We start from the raw sequence: 21,659 nt of genomic DNA on the forward strand, positions 1-21,659 counted from the left end.
TACCAAAATCGGTCAATACCGCAAAAGGAGAAAATAAAAGAGAATGGTTTCATTTTCTCCTTTGCCTGTGATCATGTATCTTGCCGATGCAGGGGCATTTTCCTGAGAATGACCAGAGGCAGCTCCGTGTCCGCTCCCCTGTCCGGTCATGGAGTATTCTGACTGTTAACGGCAAAAGAGAAACCACTTCAGGAGGAGGGTCTGGATGAAATGCAATAAAGAGGCGATAGGTCTTGAGGGTTCCATCTGGTTTCAGAAGGCGGAAAACAGGTTTCTCGGCGGTGACCGGATTGCCCTGCTGGAAAAGATTGATGAACTCGGTTCAATCAGCAGCGCAGCCAAAGCCGCAGGAATCAGCTATAAAACGGCCTGGCATCTGGTCAACATGATGAACAATCTCTCTGAAAAACCGCTTGTTGACCGCATGACGGGAGGAAAAGGGGGAGGAGGCACTGTACTGACCCGGGAGGGGAAAAAAATTATCGAACAGTTCCGGGTTGTTCAGGAAGAGCATCGGAAATTTCTCCAGAATCTTGAGGGGCGTCTCAGCAATGCCCATCTTTTTTATCAATTTCTTAAAAGGATATCCATGAAAATCAGTGCACGTAACGTTTTTGCAGGTACAGTGGAAAAAGTTACCAGAGGCGCAGTCAATGCCGAAATCACCCTCCAGCTCAAAGGCGACACCCGTATAACCTCGATTATCACGATCGGCGCGGTTGACAACCTCGGACTGAAAGAGGGAGTGAATGCCTATGCCATCATCAAGTCAAGTTCAATCATTATCGCCCAGGAGCTGCACGACACAAAACTGAGCGCAAGAAACATCCTGCCCGGCAAGATCACCAAAATTATCGAAGGGCCTGTCAGCACGGAAGTTGATCTTGAAGTTGGTGACGGCAATATCATTTCGGCCATCATTACCCACGGAAGTTCTGAAAAACTTGCACTCAAAGAGGGTGACACTGCCTGTGCGGTGTTTAAAGCCTCAAGCGTTATTATCGGTGTAAACTGAGCCCCCGCATCTCCCACTATTCTCGTCGTCATACCAGAAGGAGAATGAGATGAAAATGCTCTTTCCCTTTCTGGCATTAAACCGCTTCCTTGATCGAGGAGATGCTCCATTTATAAAAAATGGGTGCACACCACACGCTCATCACGACCTGCAAAGCTTCGGTACGAGATCCACGGACAGCCCCCACTCCTTAACTCCCTCATCCTTTACGACTCATCAATCCTGAAACTGACTGGAATCATACACCATACCTTTACTGCCCTGCCATTCTGAACAGCCGGGGTATATGTTGATTCAAGCACCGATTGCAATGTGACTGCATCAAACGCATTGCACTCTTCGGGAATACGTTTGATGATCATTGCCTTGAGAGGAGAGCCGTCAGCGCCGATTAAAACCTTGACTAACAGCCTGGCTGTAATGCCCGCGATTCTTGCCGCCTCAGGGTAACGAGGTTTTTTCTGTTCAAGAAAGGCGGGCATTACCTCGCATCTTCCAAAAATCGTTCCATCTTCGCCAAAACCTTCAAGAGCTGATGATTCACCCCCTTTTCCGGAACCAATACCGGAACCAATACCAGATCCCGACGTACTCTGGGCGCCCTGGGCCTCCTCATTCCGGTTGAGCTCTTTGAGTTCACTCTGCGTTGCTGCAGGCTGTGCAGCGATCACCTCCTCCTGCCTGACCTTGACAATTTTTCCAACCGTGAAGGGGGCCGCAGGGAGTGTCACTGCGCGAGCTTTCCCTGATTCCGGAGCAGATGGAGGCGCTGTAAACGCTATCATGGTGGTAAGCGTTTCATAGGTGTCGCCAGGAACTGCACGGCCTGACACTCCTTGTCCGGAAGCGATGAAATCCCAATTGATGATGACAAGCCAGAAAAACAGAAGAAGCGCTGTTGAAGCAAGAACTCCGCAGCCAAGAAACAGATGTGTCTGCCGTCGAAGAACAAGGTTACCATAATCCAGCTTCAGCAAGCAATCGGTATCCAGAAACTCTTCGCCCAAAAAGCCAGGCCGAAATCCCGGAAAACAACTCTTCCAACGACCTTTTTTGCTTGCCAATAAGTGAACTGCGTTTTTCATTGATGTTATAACTCTTCAATAAGCTCACCACTTCTCAGACGGGTGCGAAGTGCCAAGAGTTTATTGTCAAACTCTTCAAGTCGGACAAGATTCTCTCGTTCCTTGCCTGTTGTCTCGATGATTTTGTGAATTCCGCCATTTTTGATGATAAGACGCTGCTCGGCCATCAGGGCAAGAATGGGATCATGGGTTGCCATCAGCACAATTTTCTCCTTTCTGACCAGAAGAGAGAGTGCTTTTTTGCGATCGATACCGGCGTTTTCAATTTCGTCAATCAGCACAACCGGTGAAGAGCTTAAAAAAGCAGTATCGGCAATCATCAAGGCTCGTGACTGCCCTCCGGAAAGCGCAGTCAGGGGTGTTTGCGCTGTAAACGGCTCACCGGCAAGAAGATTGGCTTGCGCAATAATATCGGCGACAAGAGTATCGAGCGTGTTGATCATCCGGCTTTCAGCATGCATGAAAACAAACTCGGCTACGGTGGCGTCCATCACAAAGTTCATATTCTGCGACAACTGAGCGACAAGCTTATACTCAAGGGAAAAGCGAAGTTCAGGATCAGGTTTTTTGCCATTAACCCGTATCGTTCTGCCCGTTGGTGTATCGTTCTGCGCCATCCACTCAATATCGGCAAGCAGACGACTTTTCCCGGATCCGGTTGGCCCCACAATACTTGTAATGGAGCCACGCACAAGTGTCAGCTCGACCTCTTCAGGCGTTCCGCTTTTATCGTGACCACCGAGTATGGTAATATCTGACACCAGGGGCCTTTCGTCGATTTCGGCAAGGGCAATGCGCTGTAAAAAGCCATCGAGATTTTCAAGCAGTTTCTCACGATCAATCCCCATATCTTCATAGATCTCTTCCGATAAAAGGTCAAGTGAATCTCCAAGTGTTGCATGGAGATCGTTGAAGGTGATGCCGTAATCACTGAAAAATCCGGTGAGTGGAGGAAATTCAGCAGTCAAGTGCCCGATTTTCTTTTCAAGTATTGCAATCATGGTTGTTCCTGCTTGATTTTGATTCTTTTGACGTTTCCGAGCTGATGCTCCATGCCGATTTTAGTTTCACCGAGGCAGTAGGAGCATAATGCTGCCGGCATGGAAAAGCGCAGTATTCCGCCATCAAGGCTTTCTGTTTCAGGCGCCTTTAAAAAAAGAGAGGTCAGCTCGCTTGCTCCCTGGCCGGTAATGCCGTTAACATGCATGATTCTCGCTTTTGCATTGGCCCGTCGTACCTGAAAGGCAAAAACTTCACGTTCAGCCTGTGAGACGATATCACCCTTCGTAATGACAACGATATCGGCAAACTTGAGCATGGGCCCAATCTTTTTTGGCGTGGTGACTCCCATGAGATTATCGATGACGCATACGGCAAGCACTCCCTTGATATGCGGAGAACAGCGGTTGCAGAGCCCGGCGCTTTCGGAGACAAGGAGATCAAGATTCAGGGAGATACCCCACTTCAGGCACTCCTCAATATTGCTGACAAAATAGTGGTCGGGACAGAGATTACCGGAGAGCCCCGTCTGAACCGGAATACCAAGAGAGCGAAAAAGCTGATCATCGTCCGTAGCAAGACAATCGTATTTTACCGCTCCTGTTCGTAACCCGGAACTCTTGAGCGATTTGATGACATTGACCAGCACTGCAGTTTTGCCCGATGAGGGAGGTCCGGATATGGTGACAAGTTTCATGTGTTCATTCCATCAGAGTTGAAAAGCATCAGGACGAAGCCCTTGTTTCAGTTCAATATCGAGCATGGCGGTCAGCTCTTCATAGTCATTGTTCAACAGATAATCCCACGAGGGAAAGCTGAACGGCTCCTGCCAGTTAACATCTTCAGCAAAAGAGAGGTCTCCCCTTTTCAACGCCTGCCGAATAATATCGGTGTGAAAAAAGTTGACAATCGGCTGGCACTCTTCCATTCGTGATGTTTTGACGAACAGCAGCATAGGCGCAAGAACAGGCCCATCTTCAAACTCAAGAATGGCTGCATTTTTGCGTGACGGCATCTGCACCGTTGCCGCGTTCGGCAGCAGATTGAAGGGGGTACGGCGCGGTTCGGAGGAGTCGATGCGCTTGAGTATTTCAGCGAAATGCCAGATGTTACGAATATTGCGGGCGAAATCGGTTGCGGCCCCACTACCGAGCTGCTCCTTGAGAATCATCAGAAGCGTAGCGATGCTCGCCTTGCCATTGTAACCATGCACCGTCACAAGATCCTTGAAACGCGGCTCAACCAGATCCCGCCACCGGCGAGGATACGACTCAACCGGATTGATCGATAAATCGAGTACAATACTCCAGTATCCGATACCAAAAATCCCGATATTGTGCTCCGTGGCAAGCTTCCGAAAGCTCTCCGGCATAACCGCCAGCGCTGCAGGGCTGGTGATACCGGTATAGATACCTGTATCGATAAAGCTCTTTTTGAAATGCCGGGAGAGCACCGTATGCAAACCTGAGGCAACCAGCACTTCAGGCAGTTCATCCTCCGACTGCGCTGCTTTCAGCTCTCCCTCAATGCCTTTTGAATTTCCATCGTGCAGCATGGGTGAATAGAGCTGAATGTCGTGCGAAGCATTGTATTGTTCTGCAAATTCACCAATCGCCATTTTAGCGACCACCTTGAGCGGACAAGGCATATTCACATAAAGGTTCAGGGCTCCCTTTCTGAGCAGAGGCACACCATTTTCAGTGGTTTTTGCGTGCAGTGGCGGCGGTGCTCCACACACAGCCAGCACACCGCCGGTGTTTTCCATTATCGGTAATGGTTTCAGCATGAGATCTGGATTTAGTGGTTTCCTGATGTCGAATTTATCAGCAGTTGAGGGTTGGGGTGAAGGAGTGCGGCAAGCTCTTCATCAGTCAGTTTATAGTGATAAAAAATGTCGAAATACTCACGGGTAACCTTTTTCAGATCGTAGTGATAGATGCCGGGATAAAGCTGCTGCGCCGTCCAGATGGCCCCCATGATTCTGTTGGTAGAGGGAGGACGGTCGAACCATCCAAAAGGCATAAATGGTATCTGATAGAGTTTTTTATTTTTAACCGCCCGCACTGTTGCCCAGAGGTTATCATTCTGGATGGCATGCATGGTGCTCATTGAGGAGCCCATGCCTGTCCAGACAAGCACCACATCGGGATTCCACAACAAAAGCTGTTCCATGGATACGGCACTCATGCCCTGACCGGAGGCTACTGCCACCTGAGCGACGTTGATGGCGCCGACAACGTCGAGAATCTGGCTATGGAAAGAAGCTGAAGGATCGGTATTGAGACCACGCTCTCCCTCTGCGTAATAGACCCGAACGCGCTGCTTCTCAGGTATCTGTTTCGACTTGAGAGCAATCCCGTCAAAACAGGTATGGAGAAAAGCTCTCATCCGGCCCGTCTGTTCCTTACGGTTCAGAAGCTCGCCCAGCGCCTTGAAGGTCTGCTCATACATCCCCATATCAATGGGAACCATATAGACCGGAATACCAATTTTTTGGCTGAGTCTCTCCGCCTCATCTTTTGTTTTTGGATTAATGTTGAAACTGGAGATGATGATATCGGGTTTGAGCCTGACAATCTCCTCAACGGAGCCATCAACGTAGGGTAATTGCAGATAAGAGCTTTTCAAATAACGCTTTGTGTTATAGGTCAGCCATAACGATCGACTGACAAGCATATCGGGAGCAACGGCATACATCAGCACACTGCCGGGCTTGTTCACGTAGATACGCCTGATGACAGAGGGGACGACCATTTTCCGTCCGGCCATGTCGGTCACTTCACAAGTGGCGTGTGGCAATTTTCTCTCCGTGGAGCTGTAAGCCGAAAGCAGGGTAACAAAAAGCGCCAGCATAACCAGGATGCTCGATCGAACCAGTCTCATGCTATACCTCTTCATATCACTCTCGTTGATTTTCTGAAAATGATCCACATACCAGCATCTCCTCGCTCCACCATTCCGTCAATACCAAGCTTCAGCAGCAGAGCTTCAAAGTGACCGGGCGGATTTTTCTATTTTTTTAAAACGCCATGCTCAATTCCAGGCCAAGCGTGCGTCCTCTGTCTGGATAATAGCCTGTTACATAACGGGTTGAGTAGTGGACATCACCAAGGTTGTGACCATAGAGTGTTGCCGTCAGCCGTGAGCCCGAGAAGGTAAATGTCCGCATGATATTGGCATCAACCGTGGTATACTCCCCAAGATCTGCGTTCTGTATCCCAACCGGACTGGCTGATGTTTGCCACGAACTGACCTGTTTGATAGAGAGATTTGCCCGATACTTCTCCCACGAGTGGCTGAGCAGTGCTGAAAAATAATTCTCCGGGGTCGAGACTCCGACACCATCAGTAGTTACGCCGTTTGTTGTTGTACTGTTGGTGGTTAAATGTGTCCACGAAAAGCTGTATGAGGTGCTTTGCCGAACGTCACCCTTCACTGCAAGCTCAATACCTCTGCGCAAAACATCAGCTTCGGTGTAGTAATAGTAGGTTTCACCATTGACGGTATAGGTTTGCAGAACATTGTTCCCCATAGCAAGCACCGATTTTTGATTATCAATATCGTAGCTGAACCATGTGAGCATTGGCTTGAAATAACTTGCTGGCGCGGCTTCAAGAGCTAATTCAAAGCGCTTTTGTTTTTCAGCATGAAGTGGCGCTCCTGATTGCGTCGTCATGGTGAAATCACTTGGCGTACCTTCATCACCATGAAAATAGCGGGCATTCAATGCCAGGAGTTCATTCATTTTCCAGCGAGCGCCAAGTGCAACAACTTGTGCCGCTTCCATATCAACGTCATGGTTCGCAAGTGGTTTAGCGGCCACGGTACTCGATACATCACTATGTGTCAGGTCACGACGATAGCCACCGTCAAGCGATAAGGCCCCATCAAAGAGTTTTTGCTCAACACTGCACGACCATCCTTTAACTGTTGTATCAAAATTGTTATAGGGATTGCTCAGGTTCGGACCAAAACCATTACTGTTGTTAATTTGCCAGCCAAGCTGCACTAAAGTATTGCCAAATTGTGCATTATGGCGAATGCTGTAGCCACTCGACTCTTCCGAATAGTTCCGAAGCGACACCATGGCGTTTGCAAAACTTTCATTATGCTCTTCTTGTTCATATCTGGTTTTAAAGAGCGATAAAATCGTTACCTGATCACGATTCCACGCCATGGTCACCGTGGATGAAAGAAGTGAAGTTGTCAGCGGATCGTAGTACCATTTATCTGGAGCTAACGCACCCGAATAGGTTACACCTCGCTGCATTTCCAACCTGCCGGTATCGGTATAACCAGTTGCATCAACGCTTAACTTGCCAACCGTTACGCCTGCATTGATCATGCCGGATTGTCCATTTTGTCCATCAAACCACCTGTCGTTACTGGAGCGATCATAAGCGGCAGCACCACCAGCAACATAACCACGCAACGACGAGGCAGCAGTACCGAAACGGGTGCCTGCATAGAGATTTTCGCCTGTAGCAAATGGCAGTGAACCTGATTTTTCGGTATAGGCAGAAACCACACCTTCAGTTTTTTGGGGATGTTTTGTGCGAATCACGATAAATCCGGTATTGACGCCTGAGGTTGTGCCCCACTGACCGGGTGTACGTGTGGGACCAAGAGCAAGAGAGGTCGCTCCACGAACAATTTGAATCTCCTCAATATCCTGGAGGGGAATTTTTTGCAGAATTCGACTCGAAGAGGAGGGCAAAACAGCGCCATCAAGAATATAGGTAAGTTGTCCACCGCCTCGCTGGTCAAGCGAAAACGGGCTCCGCCTGCCCTGATAGGTCAGGTTCATACCGGCTGCTTTATTCAAAAGATCAAAGAGATCTTTGGGCGCATATGCTGCAATCTCTTTCCGGGTGAATATCTCTGTTCCAAAACTGGCGCTCGACTCTACCCGATAGGGGTTGGTGATGCTTTCGGGATCAAGATCATCACGCTTCGATACCGATGGTGCGGTAACGTTGATGCCGTCAAGTACTACAGGTTCTGCACTGGCGATGTTGGCGCTCTGGATCAGCAGAAGCGTCATGATAAACGACATGGAACCTTTCATTTTTGTCGCTGACATATCAGTTCTTGTTTGGGTTTAGAAAAAACGGAGCACATACTTTTCGTGAACAGATTCCATTATCTGGCGTATCAAACACCTGTACATCGACGCCATAGATCTGTTTCAGCGTTTCAGGGGTAAGCATCGTCTCAGGCGTTCCACAGCAGAACAAGGAGCCGTCGTTAACCACAACAACTTTTGAGGCAATCATAAAAGCGTGGTCGGGCGTGTGAGTAGCCATGAGAATGCCCACGGACTGTTTGCATAGCTCCCCGATTTTACGAATAATCCGTACCTGATTGCCGTAATCGAGGTTTGAAGTCGGCTCATCAAGAATGATGAATCTGGCCTCCTGCGTCAAGGCACGGGCAATAATCACCATCTGCCTCTCCCCACCGCTCAGCTCCGAAAATGCTCTCTCGGCGAGATGAGTGATATCGAGCAGTTCGAGAAAACTGTCGGCAATATCCCAGTCTTTCTTGCACGGAGAAGCAAAAAGAGGGAGATGTACCGTTCGACCGAACAGCACAACATCACGTACCGTGTAGGGAAATGGCGAGTGGTGAAGTTGAGGCACATAGGCAACCAACCGGGCAAAATCTTTTGGTGCAAAGCGTGAAATATCGGTTCCATCAATCGTAATCACTCCCCCAAGAGGCTTGATAAAACCGAGAATGGTTTTGAAGAGTGTTGTTTTCCCCACGCCGTTTGGCCCAAGCAGGCAGACAATCTCACCGGTCTGAATGGTCAGGCTGACATCGCGTAAAACCACCCGACCATTGTAGCCCAGATTGGTATGACAGAGTTCCAGCGATATGTTGTTCTCCATTACCATGACTTTCTGGATGATTTTTTCAGGAACCAGATGAAAAATGGGGCGCCGAGAAGCGCCGTGATAATGCCGATGGGGATTTCAACTGAAACCACTGAGCGAGCAATGTTATCAACCAGTAACATAAAAATGGCGCCAAAGAGGAATGAGACCGGCAGCAACATCCGGTGGTTTGGCCCTGCAACAAAGCGGGCAAGATGGGGCACCATAAGACCAACCCAGCCGATAATACCGGTGATTGATATGATGCTCGCCGACATGAGTGTTGCGCAAAGAATCACCAGCGCTCTCATCCAGCCCGTATGCACACCAAGCGAGCGGGCTTCATCTTCGCCAAATGAAAGCACATTCAGCCTCCAGCTTACCAGCATCAGGGGAATACTCCCGACCAACAGAAGCGGCAGAATCACCATCAGATCGTTCATCCGGATATTGGCAAGGCTGCCCATGAGCCAGTAGGTGATGGCGGGCAGCTTGTCATCAGGATCAGCAACATATTTGAGCATCGAAAGAAGGGCGCCAAAGAGAGAGGAGATAATGATTCCCGAAAGCACCAGCACAAGAACAGAATCGTGACTGCGGCCGATTGTCTTGCTGATGCTGACCGCTATCAGCACAGCGGTTATGCCACCGCCAAAAGAGAGAATCTGTATTCCGGCCACAGGCAATGAAAGCAAAATGGCCAATGCCGCCCCAAATCCGGCGCCGGAACTGACACCGAGGATATCAGGACTCACCATCGGGTTTCTGAACATCCCCTGATACGCGGCTCCGGACATTGCCAGAGCTCCCCCGGAGGCTATCGCCCCAATAAGCCGGGGCAAGCGAATGTTGAAAAGAATAACCGGAAGATTATCGTCTGTACATTGGCCGGTAGCGATCCATGAGAACAATGATGCCGGCGATACCGGATACCTCCCGATTCCCATTGAAAAAAAAGTGACCACTGCAAGAATAAACAGACAAACCACAATCAGAGAGAGACCTTTCATGGCTTGATCAAAAAGTTATCGTTATAGAGATGAAAACATAACGATGATTAAAAAAAAGAGAGCACATCAACACTGATCACCCCTGTCGGTATATACATCACTCTATAACGAAAACAAAATATATCAACAGATTATTGGCAATAAACCTTAACTATTCAGGCAAAAATCAAATTAAGCCCCTATTTCTTAAGAAAAGAGCAATAAAACACGCCGCACCTACCAACAACTGTTTCATCTCGAATACTCCTCTTGCCAGAAGGAGAGTATCCTGATATTGCGGATTTTCTCCCCCGAAAGGGTTTGAGACGCTCAGACAGATAAACGAAAATAATTTCCGGAAAATGGAAAGGAAACTTCTTTCAGGATGAATCAAGGGGCGCTGCATGTTCACAATTTTATGACAATCGGATTAAATGCTTTCGAGGCAACAAGCACCTCATCGCCAACCTTGAGTGTTGCGATGTCGCTTTCGCTGAGCACAACTTCAACCAGTTCGTTTCCAGCACCGATAACGGCAAGATAGATGCAGTCCACTTGACGGATACTCAGGATAGTGCTTGCAAAAGAAAATTTATTTGAGCTCTTGCGATCAAGAAAAACCTGAAGAGGGGTTCCACTGCGGATGATACCCCCCCGATCAAGCACGTTAACCGTATCGGAAAGTTTAAAAACCTCCTGTTTATCATGAGAGACCAGAATGGTTGTCAATCGGAAGCGCTTGTGAAAATTCAGGATTTCATCCTGAAGCCTGTTGCGGGTAACTTGATCGAGAGCTGAAAGCGGTTCATCAAGCAGCAGGATGTGGGGTTCCCGAAGTATGGCTCTTGCCAAAGCAACCCGCTGCTGCTGACCTCCGGAAAGGGTTGCCGGATAGCGATGTTTAAGGGCCTGAAGATCGGTCAGTTCAAGAAGCCGGTTTACCTTCTGTTCATCTCTTTTTTCCTGGGCAAACAGCAGGTTTTCCTTCACCGTCATCGTCGGAAAAAGCGAATAATCCTGAAAAACAAGCCCCACCTTTCTTTTCTGTGGCGGCAAATTGATTCGTGCAGTACTGTCGAACCATATCTGGCCATTAACTTCAATATGTCCGCTATCGGGTTTTACCAATCCGGCAAGAATACGCAACAGTGTGCTCTTGCCGCTGCCCGATTTGCCGTACAGGGTCTGCAGCGTCCCGGGCTGCAAAGAGAGATCCACCGAAAGTTCAAAAGTCCCTTGAGTGCCTGAAAGCGTTTTGGAAACCGAGAGGTGGATCATCGTTTAGCGGAATGTTCGTTATGAAGCAGCTCAAGCGAGAGTTGACTTGCCTTGATCAATACCGTAACGTCATCTTTTTCCTGCAGCCCCAGCCGTTCTGCAGCTTTCGCTGTAATGATACTCACGATCTCCCCTGCACTGCATTGAAGGGTGATCTCGGCAAGGAGAGAGCCTGCTCTTATTTTTGTGACTGCAGCAGGAAAGCTGTTACTGAAACTTGTTTCTCCCATGAGCCCCTTTGCAAGGGCAACCTCGGTTTCCTTAAAAAGAACATTTACCCTGCACCCTTTCCTGAAAAACGGCTGCAGGTCAAACAGCAGCATTCCAAGCTCTATGCCTGATGCATTGAGTTCAAGAAAACAGAGTGATTCCCGCTGATCTATGCCAGTAATGAGGACAGAGAGTTTATTCATGGTACAGTACGCCATCGTATTTCCTGAAAAGCTGACGCGCCGCTTATCAAAAAATAACTGTTTTGGTTTCTCCTGGAGCCTCCTGTCAAAACTGGCTGAATAACAGATGACGGTTCGGCTCTTCTGCAGAGCAAGCTATTAATCACAGAAAATAAGGCCTTTTCGATACTTTAACTAAATTTATTAGGTAAAATGAGTTTATTTTTTAATATTATCACGTATTACAAGCTCTTTTCAACATAAAGATGCACCACTACTTGATTGAGGCCAGCTTTTTTTTATTTTCCGTTATATAATTTAGTAAACAACGTATTGATTGCATAACCATGATATCAGACCACACCTCTTTCATGATGCCTGGAGAAGGTAATAAGGAATGAATAAAAAAATTTCACTTTCGCTATATTTTTAAGGTAATAACGAATAGGTAACAACTATGAAAAAAATAGCTCTTCTGGTTCTTCTCCTTGCTGTTTCCGAAATGGCTTCAGGCACTGAAATCCCTCTAAATTCTTCGGCAAACGGAGCAAGTGAGGTCAGCGCCACTGAAATAACCGTGACCGGGAAGAAAGGCGACATTCTGCAACGCGTAACCGGAAAGGAGTCGGAGCTGCTGAATCCCTCACAGATGTCAGTCTACAAGGCGATCAATCTGATGCCCTCGCTCAGCCAGCAGAGTGTTGATCCCTATGGGCTTGCCGATATTGTCAACTATCATGAATCATTTCGTTTCCGGGGTGTTGAGGCAACATCCGGTGGTGTTCCGGCCACAACGGTGAACGTTGAAGCTCTTCCGTTAACGGGAAGACCAGGTGGCGGCGCAACCATTTACGACCTTGAGAATTTCAGCAATATCAACATCTATACCGGTGTCATGCCCGCCAATGCAGGACTGGGGCTTGCTGATGTCGGCGGCAAAATCAATATGGAAATCCGTCGCCCCGAAGAGAGCTTTGGTGTGCTTCTCAAGCAGGGAATCGGCAGTCAGAATTTTTACCGCACCTTTATGCGTATTGATTCCGGCTCGCTCCCTGGCAAGGTCAAAAGCTTTATCTCATTTTCTGACAGTGCTGCGGACAAATGGAAAGGCGAGGGTAACAGCGAGAGAACCAACGTCATGGCAGGAGTGACAAAAGAGTTCAGCGACAACGTCAAACTTGAGACATTTGTAACCTACAGCAAGGGAGATATCCATGCCTACAAGCCACTGAGCTATGCTCAACTCTGTAACCCTGAAAGCGCCTATACGAATGATTACGGCACAAATCCTGACAGTTATGACTATTACGGCTACAACCGTAACAAATTTGAGGACTGGATGGTGATGGCCAACCTCGAGGTCAAAACAGGCGAGCATTCGAAACTCAACGTTAAACCCTACTACTGGAGCGACAAGGGATACTATCTCGAAACCATTACCCTTGCCAATAGCCAGAACCGGATCAGACGGTGGGACATCGACCACGATCTCAAGGGAGTTCTTGCCGAGTACACAACCAGACTCTCCGATATCGATCTTGATTTTGGCTACCTCTATCATACACAGGTTCGTCCCGGTCCACCGACTTCGTGGAAAAACTACAAGGTCGTCAACGGCAAGCTGGTTTTTGATCAGTGGAACATTCTCTCAAACAGTTCAAGCCATGAACTGCACTCCCCTTTTCTTGAGGCGACATACCGCTTCGGCGCCTATAAGCTTGAAGGAGGGGTAAAATATATCAACTATACGCTGCCATCGATCATTACCTGCAACACAACGGGGGTTGGCGACCTCAGTTACGATGCGGCTCTTGCCAGTGACCCGGCGATCAATACCAAAGCCAGCGCCCTGGATACAAAAAGCTTCAGCAGGCTCTTTCCCAATCTGACCCTTACAAGAACTGTTGGCGATAATGCCACCATTCATGCCGCATACGGGGAAAACTATGTAACACATGTCGATATCTATCCCTACTATATCTCACAGTTCAGCAGTTTTGACAGCAAGGGCATCACCTTTCAGCAGCTCTGGAGCGAGCGGGAGATGGAAACATCAAAAAATGTCGAACTCGGCATGAACGTACAAGGCAGCAACTGGAGCATTGCCCCAACCATCTACTATGCGCTGCACAAGAACAAGCAGGCTGTGCTCTATGATCCGGCGCTCAATGCAATATACCCGATGAACAATGCCGATGCCAGAGGTTACGGGTTTGAACTGGAAGCCGAGTACAAGCCTGTTGATAACCTGAGTTGTTACGGGTCATTCTCGTGGAACAGATTTTCTTTCTCCCAGGAGATCAACTCCGATGCTCCGGGAGGAGGAATCATCAAGGTGAAGGGCGAACAGGTTCCCGATGCTCCCGAATTCCTTGCAAAAGGGATGGTCAGCTACAAAACCGGAAACCTGACCATATCGCCCATTGTCCGATACACCTCTGTTCGTTATGGCGATGTGCTGCACAAGGAAAAGATTGACGGAACAACACTTTTTGACCTCGATCTTACCTGGAGCAGAAAAATGCCCGGTTTTAAACAGGTCGATTGCTCACTCTCTTTCCTGAACATTTTTGACAAGCAATATGTCAGCATGATCAGTACATCGGACTACAAAACCCTGAAAACATCCTATCAATCCGGAGCGCCATTTACCATGTTGGCAACGGTTGCATTCCATTACTGAGTTTTTTCCCATCAGCACCTGTTCTTTCTCTGTTACACCTTCCCGGCGTTTCTCCGGCGCCGGGATTTTTTTCCTCTGCACCTTCTCAAACGAAACTCACAGCATGAACAGAAAACTGTTTTTCCCGCTTCTTCTTCTCTTTTCCCTTTTTTCGCCAATCCTGAAAGCGGAAACCATAACCATTGCTGCAGGAGCAGGCTACAAGCGGCCCCTTATGGAGATCGCTGAACAATATGAACGGAAAAGCGGAAGTCACGTCGATGCCGTTTTTGGCAATATGCAGCAGGTTATTTCCCAGGCCCAAATGAGTGGCAATGTCTCGATTATTTTTGGAGACAGAACCTTTTTTGACCACTCTCCCATCACTTTTTCCAACTACTATCCCGTTGGCAAAGGAACACTGGTGCTTGCATGGCGCAGTGGCCTCCACATGAAGAAAATAACGGATATACGGGAAAGAGGGATTACAAGGGTTGGTATCCCTGATGCCAAAAAAGCCATTTATGGACGTGTTGCGGCTGAATACCTGAAAAAATCAGGGTTATCAGAAGCGGTAGGGAGCAAACTCCTGGTGGTCTCCACAGTTCCCCAGGTCTCCGCCTATCTGGTATCAGGGGAAATTGATGCCGGTTTTATCAACATTACGGATGCCATTGGCATTCAGGATAACATTGGTGGCTATCTTGCTGCCGATCCGTCACTCTATACACCGATTCATATTCAGGCAGGAGTTGTCAAAGGATTTGAGACGCAAGCGCAAGTAAAAGGGTTCCTGCAATTCCTGAAAGAGACCGAATGCGCTGCTATCCTTCGGAAATACGGGCTCTGATGGAGAGCAACAGTACCATGCTTTTCAGTCGTGAGGTGGCAGAACCGCTCATGCTCACGCTGAAAACGGCTGCCATAACTCTGACACTGCATCTTGCAGCAGGAGTGATTTCAGGCTACCTTCTGACAAAGGGCAAGAGCTTTTTTGGCTTTATTGCTGACGCTGTCATCACATTGCCACTTGTTTTTCCCCCCATTGCCACCGGCTTTTTGCTTCTTCTGCTTCTGGGACGAAACGGAATTATTGGCCAGCCCCTCCTCGCTATGGGGTCGGAAATCATTTTCAGCCAGAGTGGTGTCTTCATCGCTTCATTTATCGCCGGGCTGCCCCTGGTTGTCAAGTCAGTCCAGGCAGCAATTGCCGCCATGAACCCGGCACTTTCTGAAGCTGCCTGGACTCTGGGGAAAAGCAGATTGCAGACCTACCTTTTCGTAGTGCTTCCCGCAATCAGGCACGCCTTGCTTACAGGGCTCATCCTCTCACTTGGCCGTTCGCTCGGTGAAGTTGGTATTACGCTCATGCTGGGGGGCAATATTATCGGAAAAACCGAAACCGTCTCGCTGGCCGTCTATAACGCTGTTTTTGAAGGTAACTTTGAAAAAGCCGCTCTGCTTTCGTTCATGCTCGGCCTCATCTCTCTTATCATGTTCTATGCCCTGAAAAAAATCAGTAACACCTGAAAAAAAATGATGACCACTCTTTATTTCAAAAAAAGTTTTTTGGAAATGATCAAAAAAAGAGTTAACAATCGTTAAGAAACAACCAAAGAAAAGACAACCTATGAAATCGATAGCTTCGAACCCCTTTCCAATGCCCTGTTGCTGTTGCATAGGGCTGCACTATTCTGACAAAAGAATATCGGGAAAGAGATGGTAACTCGCACATGATTTCATGAAGTATGTAACCTCTTGCAAGCCGGTTCTGAATGTCAGAATCGGCTTTTTCGTTGTTTAACGAGATTTTTAATTTAACGGCTTATTCATTCATCGTGTTCTTTTCAACCCTCAAAACAGGTAACAACTATGGAACGCATCGCAAAAAAACTGACCGATCTGATCGGTAACACTCCTCTTCTTGAACTTGGAAATTTCACTCTTGAGCATCAGGCCCTGGCAACGATTATTGCCAAACTCGAATACTTCAATCCCGGCGGCAGTGTCAAGGACCGCATCGGTTTTTCAATGATTGAAGCTGCTGAAAAACAGGGTTTACTCCATAAAGAGAGCATCATCATCGAGCCGACAAGCGGCAATACCGGTATTGCACTGGCGTTTATTGCTGCGGCCAAGGGATATCGGCTCATCCTCACCATGCCTGAAACCATGAGTATCGAACGCCGAAACCTGCTCAAGGCGCTTGGCGCCGAACTGGTACTGACACCTGGTACGGAAGGAATGGGCGGAGCAATCAGGAAAGCAGAGGCATTGAGTGCTGAATATCCGAACTCATTTGTTCCACAGCAGTTCAAAAACCCTGCAAATCCGGAGATCCACCGCAAAACAACGGCCGAAGAGATCTGGAACGATACCGACGGGAACGTTGATATTTTTGTCAGCGGCGTAGGCACCGGAGGCACCATTACCGGTGTAGGAGAGGTACTCAAACAGCGGAACCCCGAGGTAAAAATTGTCGCTGTTGAACCCTTCGATTCACAGGTTCTTGCTGGCAATAAACCCGGTCCGCACAAAATACAGGGAATCGGCGCGGGCTTTGTACCTGCTATCCTGAACACTGCCATTTACGATGAAATTATCCCGGTAAAAAACGAAGATGCCCTGCGTACGGGTCGCAAACTGGCAAAAACCGAGGGACTTATTGTTGGTATCTCGTCAGGTGCAGCGGTTTATGCCGCCCTGCAGCTTGCACTTCGTGAGGAAAACAGAGGAAAACGTATTGTCGTCATTCTGCCGGATACCGGAGAGCGCTACCTCTCAACACTGCTCTATCAGTTTGAAGAAGAGCCCATTACTATCTGAACTGGCAGACGCAATTTGATCAATCCGGAGAAACATTCCGGTTCAACTATTATAAATCCTCAATGACAACCGCACCGATGAAATTCAGGCAACATGAGAGTTGAGGATTTATAAAAAAAATGGAAAATATCGGTTAACTTTGCTGCAGCCCTCTCCCGGTCAACCGTACCGAAAACCATTTCGACCTCCACAGAAAGGAGTTCTTTGAAGCATTCGGTCTGGCGCAGAACGAAACCGGGCGCAAGAGCATGGCGATCGAAAGAACATCAACAAAGCGGGAATCGTCTCTGATCCGCATTAACGCAGAAAACAATGCAGTTTGAAACCCTTGCCATTCATGACGGACAGGCTCCTGATCCCCATACAGGATCAGTAACCGTCCCTGTTTACCAGGCCTCTACCTTCGAGCGTGCTGACCTGCAGCGTCACGGTGAGTTCTTCTATTCGAGAATCGGCAATCCGACGAGAGCGGCGCTCGAATCAACCATCGCACTGCTTGAAAACGGTCGTTATGGCCTCGCCTTCGCCTCCGGAGTTGCCGCTACCCTGGCCGCGCTCCAGGTGGTCAAACCCGGAGAGCATATTGTGGCAAGCAACGATATCTATGGGGGAAGTTACCGCATTTTTGAGCAACTCCTCCGTCCGCTGGGGGTCACAACAAGCTATGCAGAAAGTTCAGATACCGCGAGTTATAAGGCATGCATCACCCCGGAAACCAGACTGATCTGGATTGAAACCCCGAGCAACCCGCTTCTTCAGCTCTCCGACATCCGCGCTCTTGCCTCACTGGCAAAAGAGCGCGGCATCCTGCTCGCGGTCGACAACACCTTTTTAAGCCCCTACTTCCAGCGTCCGCTTGAACTTGGAGCCGATATTGTTGTCCACAGCACCACAAAATATCTTGGCGGGCACAGTGACGTCATCGGTGGCGCTGTCATCACCTCGGATGCAGCGCTGCACACCATCATCAAAAACTATCAGGCCGCAGCGGGAGCCATACCGGCGCCCTGGGACTGCTGGCTCATTCTTCGTGGATTGAAAACGCTTAAAATCCGCATGAAAGAGCATGAGGCAAACGCCCTGCATCTTGCCAAATTTCTTGAACAGCACCCGGCAGTGGAGCAGGTTTTTTATCCAGGCCTCCCATCCCACCCGCAGCATGAGCTGGCGAAACAGCAGATGAGCGGGTTCGGGGGAATGGTAACCTTTGCCCTTAAAGGGGGGCTTCCGGCTGTCGAACAACTGGTCGCACGAATCAAACTGTTTATCCTTGCCGACAGCCTCGGCGGTGTAGAGTCGCTCATCGCATCACCGGCCAAAATGACACTCGGAGCCCTCTCGATTGAGGAGCGTGCGCGGAGGAGATGTACCGACAACCTCGTACGCCTCTCTGTCGGGCTTGAAAATGCAGAGGATCTGGAGGCGGATTTGTTGAACGCGATTACGTAAGGGCACGCCATGGCGTGCCCCTACAATGGCGGGATATTACCCGATATGATTCATGGTATGATTGCGGGTTTGCAGGGTTTGTGGGGTATGGCCCGATGTGATTCATGGTATGATTGCGGGTTGGTGGGGTTGGTGGGGATGTACCACGGCATATCTCCCCCCGCATGATTCATGGCATGGCACAATTTGACGACAAAAGAAACAATGAAGAAATGGCACAAATGATTACTATTGAACTGAACGGGCAGCAACAGCCACTCCCTGCCGGTTCTGCCGTGAACGATCTTCTCTCAATCATCGGCTCTGACGGAAAAAGTGTGGCAGTAGTGGTCAATCAGCAGATCATCCGCCCTGAAAACCGCTCAACCCGCCTCTTGCAAGAGGGTGATCAGGTTGAGCTTCTCATTTTCGCAGGCGGTGGTTAACCTTTTTTATTTATTATGGATGCTTTGCAACTCGGCTCTTATACCTTCTCTTCCCGCCTGATTCTCGGAACAGGAAAATTCAGCAATGCAACGGTCATGCTTGAAGCCGTCCGTGCATCCGGCGCACAACTTATTACCGTCGCTCTGCGCCGATTCAACCGCGAACAGGCTGAAGATGACCTCTTTGGCCCTCTTTCAGCAATTGAGGGCGTAACCCTCATGCCCAATACTTCGGGCGCTTCAACCGCCGCTGAAGCAATACGCGCCGCCCATATTGCCCGTGAACTCTCCGGAAGCCCCTTCATCAAGGTTGAAATTCACCCGAATCCACAGCATCTGATGCCCGACCCTATTGAAACCCTGGAGGCCGCGCGGGTTCTGGCAAGTGAGGGTTTTCTTGTCATGCCCTACATCACAGCAGACCCGGTACTGGCCAAACGGCTTGAAGATGTCGGATGCGCCTCGGTCATGCCTCTCGGCTCAGCAATTGGCAGCGGTCAGGGAGTCGCCACCGCAGCGATGATCGAGATCATCATCCGTGAAAGCGGCATCCCGGTCATTGTTGATGCCGGACTGCGCTCCCCCTCCGAAGCTGCGAATGCCATGGAGATGGGATGCAGTGCGGTGCTGGTCAACAGCGCTGTGGCGGTCGCAGGCAATCCACCGGAGATGGCTGAAGCCTTTGCGGAAGCCGTTGCAGCAGGACGAAAAGCATTCAGGGCCGGGCTCATGCAAAAAAGTGGCTCTGCCATAGCAACAAGTCCGCTTACCGCTTTTCTGGGAGCAAAGGGATGAGGGAGATACCCGACTGGCTCACGGACAATCGGGAGACGATGGCGCTTGCCGCCATGCTTGCGCCCCCCTATGCATCGGATTCCCTCGAAGCGCTTGCTGCCGAATCGAGAGCGATCACCCTGCGTCGTTTTGGACGCACCATGACGCTCTACGCCCCGCTCTACCTTTCGAACTACTGTTCCAGCGGCTGCGTCTACTGCGGTTTTGCCTCCGACCGAAAAACTCTGCGCCACCGCCTTGAACCCGATGAGATCGTCCGGGAGCTGAAGGCCATGAAAAAGCTCGGCATCAGCGACATCCTTCTCCTCACCGGCGAACGGACAGCCGCTGCCGACTTCGACTACCTCCGAAAAAGTGTTGAAATCGCTGCACAGGAGATGCAACGGGTCTCGGTTGAGGCCTTTCCTATGAGCGTCAGTGAATACCGCGCACTTGCCGACTGCGGCTGCACCGGCATCACCATATACCAGGAGACCTACAACCGGGAGCGTTACGAGGCGCTGCACCGCTGGGGGCCAAAAAAAGATTATATCGACCGGCTTGAAACCCCGGCAAGAGCCCTCGAAGGGGGCATAAAAAACGTCGGACTCGGAGTGCTGTTCGGCCTCTCCGATCCGGTTGAAGATGCTCTGGCCCTCTACCGGCACCTTCGATATCTTGGCAGAACCTGGTGGCGTGCAGGCATGTCACTCTCCTTTCCCCGCATGAGACCCCAGACCGGCGGTTATGAGCCCCCGTTCCCCGTTGATGACCACCTTCTCGCCCGCATGATCTTTGCCTTCCGCATAGCGCTGCCGGATACGGAGCTGGTTCTCTCAACAAGGGAGAGCGCAGCTTACCGCGACGGCATGGCAGGACTGGGCATTACCCGAATGAGCATTGAAAGCCGCACCACCGTTGGCGGCTACGATAACCCGGAGAACAAGGAAGAGGGACAGTTTGAAATTTTTGACGACCGCACCGCCAAAGAATTTTGCACCGCGCTGCGCAAAAAAAATATAGAACCTGTCTTTAAAAACTGGGAACCAGCCTATAATGGTCCGTCTGATGGCAACAAGACAACAATGCATCATGGAGAAGCGGAAACATGCCATTGAGTGACAACCAGCGGGAGCGATACGCCCGCCACCTTGCACTGCAGGAAATCGGCGAAGAGGGGCAGGAAAAACTGCTTGAAGCGAAAGTACTGATCATCGGCGCCGGAGGGCTCGGCTCTCCTGTCGCCTTCTATCTTGCAGCGGCAGGAATCGGTACCATCGGACTGATGGATGGCGACAAGGTCGATCTCAGCAACCTCCAGCGCCAGATCCTCCATACCACGGCATCAATCGGACAGGAGAAGGTCAACTCCGCAGAGGAGCGACTGCACAGCCTTGATCCCGATATCAGGCTCACGCTCTATCCCTATCGACTCACAACCGACAACGCGCCAAAAATTATCGCCGGATATGACTTCATCATCGACGCCACCGACAATTTTGATGCAAAATTCCTGATTGCACGAGCCTGCCACCATGCAGCCAAACCCTACTCCCATGCCGGTATCAGGGAGTTTCACGGCCAGACCATGACCGTTCATCCCGGCAAAACCGCCTGCTACCAGTGCGTTTTCCACGAAGAGGGAGTCCCTGCTGCATCCATCCCGAAAGGGCCACTTGGAGCGCTCCCCGGCCTCATCGGCAGCATACAGGCAACTGAAGCAATAAAAGAGATTCTTTCAATTGGAACTCCCCTCGTCAATACACTTCTGACCTGCGACCTCCTCTCCATGACCATGCGCAGGATCAGCGTTCAGCGTGACCCCTCCTGCCCGATCTGCGGAGAGCCGCATCAATAAAACAATTCAAATCCGTAAAAAGCCGTTG

Annotated in this window: 20 protein-coding genes; 10 read left to right on the forward strand and 10 right to left on the reverse strand. The window is 49.6% G+C overall.

Annotated features, from left to right (window positions below):
- The first annotated feature begins 205 nt into the window (after positions 1-205).
- Complete coding sequence (locus AC56AD_RS10020) at positions 206-1,015, forward strand: TOBE domain-containing protein (RefSeq protein ID WP_012508678.1); 810 nt, start codon at positions 206-208, stop codon at positions 1,013-1,015.
- A 206-nt stretch (positions 1,016-1,221) separates the two neighbouring features.
- Here AC56AD_RS10020 and AC56AD_RS10025 read toward each other — a convergent pair whose 3' ends face one another.
- The 10 genes from AC56AD_RS10025 to AC56AD_RS10070 all read right to left on the reverse strand — a co-directional run bounded on the left by AC56AD_RS10025 (position 1,222) and on the right by AC56AD_RS10070 (position 11,658).
- A complete protein-coding gene (locus tag AC56AD_RS10025; protein WP_012508679.1) occupies positions 1,222-2,100 on the reverse strand; it encodes an energy transducer TonB in 879 nt (292 codons plus the stop codon).
- A 5-nt stretch (positions 2,101-2,105) separates the two neighbouring features.
- Positions 2,106-3,101, reverse strand: a complete 996-nt coding sequence (locus tag AC56AD_RS10030) for an ATP-binding cassette domain-containing protein (RefSeq protein WP_012508680.1) — start codon at positions 3,099-3,101, stop codon at positions 2,106-2,108.
- Positions 3,098-3,796: a GTP-binding protein gene (locus tag AC56AD_RS10035; RefSeq protein ID WP_012508681.1), complete on the reverse strand. Its 699-nt coding sequence runs from the start codon at positions 3,794-3,796 to the stop codon at positions 3,098-3,100. The genes AC56AD_RS10030 and AC56AD_RS10035 overlap by 4 nt, the downstream gene beginning before the upstream one ends.
- Positions 3,797-3,808: 12 nt before the next feature.
- Positions 3,809-4,885: an ABC transporter substrate-binding protein gene (locus AC56AD_RS10040; RefSeq protein ID WP_049759925.1), complete on the reverse strand. Its 1,077-nt coding sequence runs from the start codon at positions 4,883-4,885 to the stop codon at positions 3,809-3,811.
- A gap of 11 nt (positions 4,886-4,896) precedes the next feature.
- Positions 4,897-5,997, reverse strand: a complete 1,101-nt coding sequence (locus AC56AD_RS10045; protein WP_150085661.1) for an ABC transporter substrate-binding protein — start codon at positions 5,995-5,997, stop codon at positions 4,897-4,899.
- A 121-nt stretch (positions 5,998-6,118) separates the two neighbouring features.
- Positions 6,119-8,182: a TonB-dependent receptor plug domain-containing protein gene (locus tag AC56AD_RS10050; protein WP_012508684.1), complete on the reverse strand. Its 2,064-nt coding sequence runs from the start codon at positions 8,180-8,182 to the stop codon at positions 6,119-6,121.
- A 1-nt stretch (position 8,183) separates the two neighbouring features.
- A complete protein-coding gene (locus AC56AD_RS10055; RefSeq protein WP_150085664.1) occupies positions 8,184-8,999 on the reverse strand; it encodes an ABC transporter ATP-binding protein in 816 nt (271 codons plus the stop codon).
- A complete protein-coding gene (locus tag AC56AD_RS10060; protein WP_012508686.1) occupies positions 8,993-9,988 on the reverse strand; it encodes a FecCD family ABC transporter permease in 996 nt (331 codons plus the stop codon). The genes AC56AD_RS10055 and AC56AD_RS10060 overlap by 7 nt, the downstream gene beginning before the upstream one ends.
- A 387-nt stretch (positions 9,989-10,375) precedes the next feature.
- Positions 10,376-11,245 carry an ABC transporter ATP-binding protein gene (locus AC56AD_RS10065; RefSeq protein WP_012508687.1) on the reverse strand — a complete coding sequence of 290 codons (870 nt, stop codon included), beginning with the start codon at positions 11,243-11,245 and terminating at the stop codon, positions 10,376-10,378.
- Entirely contained in the window at positions 11,242-11,658 is a 417-nt protein-coding gene (locus AC56AD_RS10070; RefSeq protein WP_041526524.1) for a TOBE domain-containing protein, read from the reverse strand. Before AC56AD_RS10070 ends, AC56AD_RS10065 begins: the two co-directional genes overlap by 4 nt.
- A gap of 436 nt (positions 11,659-12,094) precedes the next feature.
- Between AC56AD_RS10070 and AC56AD_RS10075 the strand changes: the two genes are divergently transcribed.
- From AC56AD_RS10075 to AC56AD_RS10115, 9 genes are all read left to right on the forward strand, one after another.
- On the forward strand, positions 12,095-14,320 hold the full coding sequence (locus AC56AD_RS10075) for a TonB-dependent receptor (protein ID WP_012508689.1): 2,226 nt from the start codon (positions 12,095-12,097) through the stop codon (positions 14,318-14,320).
- Between the two features lie 103 nt (positions 14,321-14,423).
- Entirely contained in the window at positions 14,424-15,149 is a 726-nt protein-coding gene (modA, locus tag AC56AD_RS10080; RefSeq protein WP_012508690.1) for a molybdate ABC transporter substrate-binding protein, read from the forward strand.
- A complete protein-coding gene (locus tag AC56AD_RS10085; protein ID WP_223293898.1) occupies positions 15,116-15,829 on the forward strand; it encodes a molybdate ABC transporter permease subunit in 714 nt (237 codons plus the stop codon). The genes modA and AC56AD_RS10085 overlap by 34 nt, the downstream gene beginning before the upstream one ends.
- Positions 15,830-16,171: 342 nt before the next feature.
- The gene (gene cysK, locus AC56AD_RS10090) at positions 16,172-17,125 is read left to right on the forward strand and encodes a cysteine synthase A (protein WP_012508692.1); all 954 of its coding nucleotides are present in this window, start codon (positions 16,172-16,174) and stop codon (positions 17,123-17,125) included.
- Positions 17,126-17,437: 312 nt separating this feature from the next.
- Positions 17,438-18,574, forward strand: a complete 1,137-nt coding sequence (locus AC56AD_RS10095) for a trans-sulfuration enzyme family protein (RefSeq protein ID WP_012508693.1) — start codon at positions 17,438-17,440, stop codon at positions 18,572-18,574.
- Positions 18,575-18,786: 212 nt separating this feature from the next.
- Complete coding sequence (gene thiS, locus AC56AD_RS10100; protein WP_317623594.1) at positions 18,787-18,999, forward strand: sulfur carrier protein ThiS; 213 nt, start codon at positions 18,787-18,789, stop codon at positions 18,997-18,999.
- A 15-nt stretch (positions 19,000-19,014) separates the two neighbouring features.
- Positions 19,015-19,794 carry a thiazole synthase gene (locus AC56AD_RS10105; RefSeq protein ID WP_012508695.1) on the forward strand — a complete coding sequence of 260 codons (780 nt, stop codon included), beginning with the start codon at positions 19,015-19,017 and terminating at the stop codon, positions 19,792-19,794.
- Positions 19,791-20,891 carry a 2-iminoacetate synthase ThiH gene (thiH, locus tag AC56AD_RS10110; RefSeq protein WP_012508696.1) on the forward strand — a complete coding sequence of 367 codons (1,101 nt, stop codon included), beginning with the start codon at positions 19,791-19,793 and terminating at the stop codon, positions 20,889-20,891. Before AC56AD_RS10105 ends, thiH begins: the two co-directional genes overlap by 4 nt.
- A complete protein-coding gene (locus tag AC56AD_RS10115) occupies positions 20,882-21,631 on the forward strand; it encodes a HesA/MoeB/ThiF family protein (protein ID WP_012508697.1) in 750 nt (249 codons plus the stop codon). Before thiH ends, AC56AD_RS10115 begins: the two co-directional genes overlap by 10 nt.
- Positions 21,632-21,659 lie beyond the last annotated feature (28 nt).

It is taken from the genome of Pelodictyon clathratiforme (assembly GCF_982375515.1).

What these genes read in the sequence shown, in the direction of transcription:
- AC56AD_RS10075 (WP_012508689.1), top strand. Translation starts at nt 12,095, where the DNA reads ATGAAAAAAATAGCTCTTCTGGTTCTTCTCCTTGCTGTTTCCGAAATG.
- AC56AD_RS10020 (WP_012508678.1), top strand. Translation starts at nt 206, where the DNA reads ATGAAATGCAATAAAGAGGCGATAGGTCTTGAGGGTTCCATCTGGTTT.
- AC56AD_RS10115 (WP_012508697.1), top strand. Translation starts at nt 20,882, where the DNA reads ATGCCATTGAGTGACAACCAGCGGGAGCGATACGCCCGCCACCTTGCA.
- AC56AD_RS10025 (WP_012508679.1), bottom strand. Translation starts at nt 2,100, where the DNA reads ATGAAAAACGCAGTTCACTTATTGGCAAGCAAAAAAGGTCGTTGGAAG.
- AC56AD_RS10045 (WP_150085661.1), bottom strand. Translation starts at nt 5,997, where the DNA reads ATGAAGAGGTATAGCATGAGACTGGTTCGATCGAGCATCCTGGTTATG.
- AC56AD_RS10105 (WP_012508695.1), top strand. Translation starts at nt 19,015, where the DNA reads ATGGATGCTTTGCAACTCGGCTCTTATACCTTCTCTTCCCGCCTGATT.
- AC56AD_RS10040 (WP_049759925.1), bottom strand. Translation starts at nt 4,885, where the DNA reads ATGCTGAAACCATTACCGATAATGGAAAACACCGGCGGTGTGCTGGCT.
- AC56AD_RS10070 (WP_041526524.1), bottom strand. Translation starts at nt 11,658, where the DNA reads ATGAATAAACTCTCTGTCCTCATTACTGGCATAGATCAGCGGGAATCA.
- thiH (WP_012508696.1), top strand. Translation starts at nt 19,791, where the DNA reads ATGAGGGAGATACCCGACTGGCTCACGGACAATCGGGAGACGATGGCG.
- AC56AD_RS10060 (WP_012508686.1), bottom strand. Translation starts at nt 9,988, where the DNA reads ATGAAAGGTCTCTCTCTGATTGTGGTTTGTCTGTTTATTCTTGCAGTG.
- AC56AD_RS10050 (WP_012508684.1), bottom strand. Translation starts at nt 8,182, where the DNA reads ATGTCAGCGACAAAAATGAAAGGTTCCATGTCGTTTATCATGACGCTT.
- thiS (WP_317623594.1), top strand. Translation starts at nt 18,787, where the DNA reads ATGGCACAAATGATTACTATTGAACTGAACGGGCAGCAACAGCCACTC.
- AC56AD_RS10085 (WP_223293898.1), top strand. Translation starts at nt 15,116, where the DNA reads ATGCGCTGCTATCCTTCGGAAATACGGGCTCTGATGGAGAGCAACAGT.
- AC56AD_RS10030 (WP_012508680.1), bottom strand. Translation starts at nt 3,101, where the DNA reads ATGATTGCAATACTTGAAAAGAAAATCGGGCACTTGACTGCTGAATTT.
- AC56AD_RS10035 (WP_012508681.1), bottom strand. Translation starts at nt 3,796, where the DNA reads ATGAAACTTGTCACCATATCCGGACCTCCCTCATCGGGCAAAACTGCA.
- cysK (WP_012508692.1), top strand. Translation starts at nt 16,172, where the DNA reads ATGGAACGCATCGCAAAAAAACTGACCGATCTGATCGGTAACACTCCT.
- AC56AD_RS10065 (WP_012508687.1), bottom strand. Translation starts at nt 11,245, where the DNA reads ATGATCCACCTCTCGGTTTCCAAAACGCTTTCAGGCACTCAAGGGACT.
- AC56AD_RS10095 (WP_012508693.1), top strand. Translation starts at nt 17,438, where the DNA reads ATGCAGTTTGAAACCCTTGCCATTCATGACGGACAGGCTCCTGATCCC.
- modA (WP_012508690.1), top strand. Translation starts at nt 14,424, where the DNA reads ATGAACAGAAAACTGTTTTTCCCGCTTCTTCTTCTCTTTTCCCTTTTT.
- AC56AD_RS10055 (WP_150085664.1), bottom strand. Translation starts at nt 8,999, where the DNA reads ATGGTAATGGAGAACAACATATCGCTGGAACTCTGTCATACCAATCTG.